The organism is uncultured Wocania sp., from assembly GCF_964021735.1.
In the GTDB taxonomy this organism is placed as follows: Bacteria; Bacteroidota; Bacteroidia; order Flavobacteriales; family Flavobacteriaceae; genus Wocania_A.
The window spans coordinates 1-7,327 of record NZ_CAXIBN010000158.1; the positions used below are offsets into that span (position 1 = coordinate 1).

Genomic DNA, 7,327 nt, shown 5'->3' on the forward strand with positions numbered 1-7,327 from the left:
GTTGGAAAACAAAACTAACACTTGACGATGCGATGCGATCTGCTTGGAAATGGGAACAAGTAGTTAGAAAAGGTTAAAAATCTTTTTCAACTTCTGAGATTGATAATTTAATTGGGATACTAATTTTAGTGATCACCTTATCTGATTCATTATAAATATTAAGTTTGTAATTGGTGCCATATAAGGTGTCTAATCTTTCCTTAATGTTATTAAGACCTGTGCCTTTTTTTAGTAAAGCTGGAAGTTTCTCTTTTAAGGCTTTGCCATTGTTTTGAATTTTAACAAAAAGCTTTTCTTTTTTCTTATAGATATCAATTATAATTTCTAACGAAATAAACTCTGATCCATAACCATGTTTAGTAGAGTTTTCTACAATGGGTTGAATGAGCATGTTTGGGACTAAAATATTCTCTAATCCAGCTTCAATATTAAGATGGATATTTAGCTGGTCAGAAAAACGCGTTTTTTTAATATGAATGTATTTTTTCAATATTTCTAATTCTTCTTGCAATTCAATTAAGTTTTCATCTTTTTTATCTAAAACATTTCTTAGCAAATCACTTAAATCTACAACCATACTTTTAGATTTTTCAATGTTTATATCCATTAATGCGTGAATGCCGTTTAAAGTATTGAAAAGAAAATGTGGGTGCATTTGGGATTGTAAAAATTTTAAATGCGATTTGGAAAGTTGATCTTGCAATTTTATGGTTTGTATTTTACTTTCTTGTATTTTTTGAAAATAATAGTACATATATATTATGGTTACCAACGATAAATAAATTAAGAAATGTAAATCTATCAATCTTACAAAGCCATAAAAAACATCGGTCAGGGATCTTTGATCTTTTCCCATTGACGTAAATAAATTTTCTATAATCCAAGACAGTCCAACGGTAAAGACACCAATAAAAAAAGAAAAAAAGAAATGGATGGAAACTATATAAACCAGCTTCGTTTTTTTATGCATTAAATATTTAGTAGTGATGGCTATAAAAATCATAAAAGCAGTTATAAGGCACCAGTCTAATACGTTGCCAAAAACAAATTCTCCCCAATCTGTTTTTCTTTTCATAGAGTATCTTAAATAGGCATTTTTACCAGAATAAATAATAACAAAGACTAAATAAACTAGAGATAAAATACCTATAAGTTTTAAATCGAAATATTTTTTTAAGTTTTTAAGCATAACATTAAAATATCAAATTCCCATTTTTTTCTGAAACTCTTTTTTATGGGTTTTACTAATTCTAAATAATTTTTCGTCTTGCATTTTTACATCAATTTCGCCATAATTAGAGTATAAAACTTCTTTAATTAAGGAAGTATTAATAATGGTAGATCTATGAATTCTAATAAAGTTAAATGACTTTAGTTGTTCTAATAAAGAATTTAACGATTCTCGTAAAAGGTACTTTTTTTGTTCAGTAAAAATTTCAGCATAATAACCAGATGCTTGAATGTATTTTATATTGTTTTTTTCAATAAACGAAACTTTCCCATTTGCTTTAATGGCGAGTTTGGTATGTTTAATTTCTGAAAAATTGGCATTAGGATTTTCAATGTATTTTAATAAGTTATTTATTTTTTTATTAAGACTATTAGATTTGTTAGAAGAAAATAGCTCGATAACTTTGTTTGTAGACTGAAAAAAGCGTTCGTCTTTAAAAGGTTTTAATAAATAATCAAACGCAAAAAAATCAAAAGCCTTTAGTGCAAATTCATCAAAAGCGGTTATAAATATTACTAATGGCATAATCGATTCATCTAGTTCTTTAAGTATATCAAAACCTGTCATATCGGTTATTTGAATATCCAAAAAAATAAGATCGGGTTTTTTTTCATTTATAGCTTTTATAGCTTCTTTACCTGAACTGCATTCTTCAATTAGTTCAATCTCTTTTATATCATTTAACAAATTGGAGACTCTTTTCCTGGCTAAGAACTCATCATCTATTATTATGGCTTTAATTGGAGCAATCATTTATGAATTTATTAATTGAGTATTCGAAACTAGCATAAAAAAACGACTTTTTAAATTTAGTTAATCCACTTTTACTGCAATAATCGAGGCGTTCAAATCAATTTAAAATAACTACAATTCAAAAAAAATACATTTTAAATCAATTAATTACAAACTGACTTCACAATGGATTTGTGTTTTTTAAGAATTTATAATTTACTGTTTTAGTATTAAAACGTCCATTTTTATTGATGTTATTAAGTTATGAAATATATATGAAATCAAAACGAATCATTCATTTATCTGTTTAAGTTATAAAATAAGTTAATCAAATCATTTTGGAGCCCCTTCAAATCATACTTACTCCAAAAAGCCAATTAAACTCCTTCTTTTACTACTGCAATTGTAAAAGGTAAGGCAGTTATAAGCTTTACTACTATCACTAAAGTTTCACTAAACTTTGGATTTGTGGAGTGATTTTTTTTGAATTAGTCCTTAAAAAAAATAAAATAACTGTCTTCCTTTTCTACAACCTGCGCAGACTAACTCAAATTAATAAATATGAAAACAAAGTTTAGTAGAATGCTAACGCTCATTCTAGCGTTTGTTGTGCACTTAAGTTTTGCACAAGAAAAGACAATATCTGGAAAAGTTTCTGATGACAATAGCTTACCGCTTCCCGGGGCTACAATAATCATTCAAGGAACTACAACTGGAACATCATCAGATTTTGATGGAAACTATTCCATTACTGCAAATACAGGAGACGTACTTGTATTTAGTTATGTGGGTTACGCCACTCAATTAATTACAGTTGGAGCATCTAGTACAATTAATGTAGCATTAAAAGCAGACAATGCTTTAGAAGAAATTGTAGTTATTGGTTCGGCTTCAGGAAAATCTACCAAAGAGTTGAGTTTTTCCATAGGGCAAGTTAAAAACGAACTCTTAGAAAATGTTCCTGCAACTAACATTGCTGGAGCACTTCAAGGAAAAATATCGGGTGTTTCTGTTTCGCCAACTGGAGGGCAACCAGGTAGTGATGTTTCTATCCAATTAAGAACTGCAAATTCATTAGCAACGGGTCAACAACCACTAATTATAGTTGATGGCGTTATTTTAGAAGGTGGTTTATCCGATATAAATACCGAAGATGTTGAGCGTATTGAAGTAGCAAAAGGAGCTGCTGGGGCATCATTATATGGTTCTCGTGCTTCAAATGGTGTAATTCAAATATTTACTAAAAGAGGAAAGGGTAACGATAAAGTAAGTGTAACCTATAGAAGCGAAATTGGATGGAAAGATGTTTCAGATAGGTATGATTTAGCTACAACGCATCGTTTTAAAATGACTGCAGATGGTACTGCTTTTGATTTAACTAGTGGATCTCGTGAAGTTGACGCAGATGGTTTAAGTGATAACTTATATCCTTCAAACATTGTATTTGATTATCAAGATGAAATATTTAATAAAGGCATATTTAATTCGCATTATGCATCAGTTGCTGGTGGAGGAGAAAAAGCAAGATATCTTTTTTCTTATCAAAGACTTCAAGATGAAGGTATTATTGCTTTAGTTGAAGATTATAGAAGAGATAACTTTAGATTAAATTTGGATAACAACATTTCTGATAAGATTAGTTTAAAAACTTCATTTTTCTATAGTAATTCTAATAGAGATGGTAGCTTAGGAGGAGGTATTGCTGGCACTAATCCATTGTTTGAAGCTTTAATTACTGAACCAATTTACGATTGGCATGCTGCTAATGAGGAAGATGGTTCTCCTTATAATTTTGATGCCAATACATTCGATCCAAATCTTTATAATCCACTTTATCAATTAGCAAATCAAGACAAAGTAGAAAAGCGAAATCGTTTTTTAGGTAATGTCTCTTTAGACTATAAAGTACTATCATGGTTAAAGTTAAATGGAGCTTATTCTATCGATTTTGAAAATAACACTTTTGAAGACTACATACCTAAGGGGTATTTATCCGCAAGTCCAGATGGTCAAGCTCAAAATATCGGCTTTCTACAGCGCTCAAGTTTTAATGGTAGAGCTCAAAATATTAGATTGAATAGTTTAATAACAAAATCCTTTGGAGCTGAAGAGGAATTTAATTTAAACCTAAGATTAAGTTATTTACACGAAAGATATGCTAACGAATTTAATAATGCCGAGGGTTATAATTTAGCAGTATCAGGAATTCGCTCGTTAGATAATATTTCTGATAGACCATCAGTATCATCTGCATCTCAAGAAATACTTACTGATAGTTATTTTGCAGTAGCAGATTTCGATTATAAAAAGAAGTATATATTTAGTGGTGTAATAAGAAGAGAAGGATCTTCTCTTTTTGGACCAGATACAAGGTGGGCTAATTATTTTAGAGCTAGTGGTGCTTATCGAGTTACTGAAGATATAGAAATTCCAGGAGTACAAGAGTTAAAGATAAGAGGTTCTTATGGTACGGCGGGTATTAGACCAACTTACGAGATGCGCTTTGAAACATTCAATCTTCAAAATGGGTCACCAACAAAAGCTACATTAGGAAATAATCAATTAAAACCTGCAAAAACTGGTGAGTTAGAGTTAGGAATAAATATTGATTTCTTAGATAAATTCTCTTTTGAGTTTAATTATGTAAAAGCTAAAACCGAAGACCAAATACTTAGAGTACCACTATCGGCTTCAACAGGATTTGGAGCACAATGGAGAAATGCAGGAGAAATTGATGCTACAACTTACGAGGCATCATTAAATTACGATATTATTCAGAATGATAATTTTTCATGGAATTTAGGTGTTGTTTGGGATAAATCTGAACAAAAAATTAGTCGTTTAGATGTACCAGCATATTTAACTGGTCCTGGTACTCAAGAAACCACATTGTTTAGAATTGAACAGGGTCAGAATTTTGGAGCTATGTTTGGTAACGTATATATTAGAGATTTATCCGATTTACCTGCTGGTTCAAATGCAAGTAATTTTGTTGTTAATGAATTCGGATATGTTGTCGATGCAGCGACAAGAAGCACGCCAGTAAAAAAAGTTGATAGTTCTGGAAACGAATTTTTTACAATGGGAGATATTACTCCAGATTTTAGAATGGCGTTTAATACCACACTTAAATACAAAAACCTTGCATTATATGCGCTTGTAGATTGGAAGCAAGGTGGCGACATTTATAATAAAACGAAGCAGTGGTTATATAGAGATGGCAGGCATCAAGATATAACTAGTGGATTACCATATAATTTCTTTCAAGGGTTATACAACACAAATTTAGCAAGTTCTGCTTTTGTTGAAGATGGTACTTTTGTAAAATTACGAGAATTATCTCTGTATTATACTCTTAACTCTAAGGCATTAGGAAACATCGGAAACTTTATCGATACAGTGAAATTAGGTTTTATAGGACGAAACTTACTAACTATTACTGATTATTCTGGATTTGATCCAGACATAACAAATCAATCAGAGTCTAGTAGAGCAAACCTAACGTCAAGAGACACAGACGGGATTGGTAGCGATGTAAATACCCCTGGTGGAGACCCTAATGTATTTAAGGTTGATAATTTTCCTTATCCATCTACAAAGACGTATAGTTTTTCTGTGCAATTAACATTTTAAAAAAAAGAAAAATGAAAAAATATAATTCAATAAAAATACAATTAGCATGTGTTGGTTTTATACTACTCTTTTTTTCGTGTAGTAGTGAAATTGATAATGTTGTAAATTCAAATAATCCAGATAGGAATCAAGTATTAGCAAATGGTTCAGATTTAATAGGTGTTACAAGCGGAGGTTTTGTAACATGGTGGCAAGCAAATGGTAGAGATCTTTATCCGCCTTTAGCAGTAGCTGGCGATATTGCAACATGTTCGTGGGGTAATTTTGGAATGAGAGTATTATCAAGCGAACCAAGAAACCCTATAATTAATGCATCTTCTTGGGCAGATATAAGCGTGTTAGAGCAACCATGGCAAGGGAATTACGGCGCTATTTCATCTGCAAATGATGTCTTAGGTGCAATAAACAATAATGGTATTACTTGGATTGCTGGTGGTGTAGATAATACACCTATGGTATCAGCAGCTTCATATTTATTAAGAGGCTTATCTTATGGATATTTAGGAATGTTATTTGAAAAAGGATTTGAGGTTGATGAAAATACCGATTTAACCCAGAAATTAGAATTTGTAACATATCAACAGTTAATAGATCTAGCGCTTGCAGATTTAGATAGTGCTATTGCACTTGCAAACTCTAATACATTCGAAATTCCAAATACAGTAATAAATGGAGTATCTATATCTGATGCTAACTTGATAAAGTTATGTAATTCTTTTAAAGCAAGATTTATAGTGCAATCTGCTAGAAATGTGACAGAAACAAATGCGATTGATTGGAACCAAATTAAAACATTAACCGAAAATGGTATTACTGAAGATTTTGGGCCAATAGGAGATAATGGTATTAGCTGGTGGAATAATTCTAATGTGTTAATGGATTCTCCAAATGGATTTGGTCCTTTTGGAGCACGTTTAGATATGAGATTGGTGCATTTGTTAGACCCAAGTCAACCAGAATTTTTCCCAGCTTCATCAGGTTCAACTCTAGCTAACCCTGAAATGACCAGTCTAGATGCCAGAGTGGGAACAGGCAAAGATTTTGAATTTAGACCTGATGTATTATTTAGGTCTGAAAGAGGAAGATTCCATTTTTCACATTATATACATACACGTTTTCAAAACGATCCAACGTTCTCCGATGGTGCAGACGCTAAACAAATAAAAACATTTATGTTTGAAGACAACAGATTATTAATGGCTGAAGCAAAAGCTAGATTAGATGATTTATCTGGAGCAATTTCTGATGTTAATTTAAGTTCACGTGTAATAAGAGGAGGTTTGTCACCACTAGCAGGAACAGCTTCAAAAGATGAAATATTAGATGCTATTTTTTATGAACGATACATTGAATTATTTAATACGGCTGTAGGAAGTGGTTACTTTGACAGAAGAAGAACGAATGATTTACAAGTAGGAACATTTAGACATTTGCCAGTACCTTCATCAGAATTAGAAGTACTAAGTGAATCACTTTATACATTAGGAGGTACAAACGCAGATCCGTCTGGGACAATGCCACATTACGACCTAACTGCAGCTGCTGAAAGAACAGACGATAGTTTTATGCCAACCTTTAATTAACTTTAAGAAAAAAACTACTAACTAATTCTTAAATTGAAAAGGACTGCTGTAAAAGGCAGTCTTTTTTTATTTTTAAAAAGTAGGCTTACAAGTTTTTCTTCTTCCTAAAACTAGCAATTACCAAAATAATCATACCTGTAGTTACTGA

Annotated in this window: 4 protein-coding genes; 2 read left to right on the plus strand and 2 right to left on the minus strand. The window is 31.4% G+C overall.

Features of this window, described 5'->3' with window-relative positions:
• Positions 1-73 precede the first annotated feature (73 nt).
• Complete coding sequence (locus tag AADI82_RS12265; protein ID WP_341216721.1) at positions 74-1,189, minus strand: histidine kinase; 1,116 nt, start codon at positions 1,187-1,189, stop codon at positions 74-76.
• 12 nt (positions 1,190-1,201) lie between these two features.
• The gene (locus AADI82_RS12270) at positions 1,202-1,984 is read right to left on the minus strand and encodes a response regulator (RefSeq protein WP_341216722.1); all 783 of its coding nucleotides are present in this window, start codon (positions 1,982-1,984) and stop codon (positions 1,202-1,204) included.
• 540 nt (positions 1,985-2,524) lie between these two features.
• Here AADI82_RS12270 and AADI82_RS12275 point away from each other — a divergent pair.
• A complete protein-coding gene (locus tag AADI82_RS12275) occupies positions 2,525-5,596 on the plus strand; it encodes a SusC/RagA family TonB-linked outer membrane protein (RefSeq protein WP_341216723.1) in 3,072 nt (1,023 codons plus the stop codon).
• Positions 5,597-5,607: 11 nt separating this feature from the next.
• On the plus strand, positions 5,608-7,179 hold the full coding sequence (locus tag AADI82_RS12280; protein WP_341216724.1) for a hypothetical protein: 1,572 nt from the start codon (positions 5,608-5,610) through the stop codon (positions 7,177-7,179).
• The last annotated feature ends 148 nt before the right edge of the window (positions 7,180-7,327 follow it).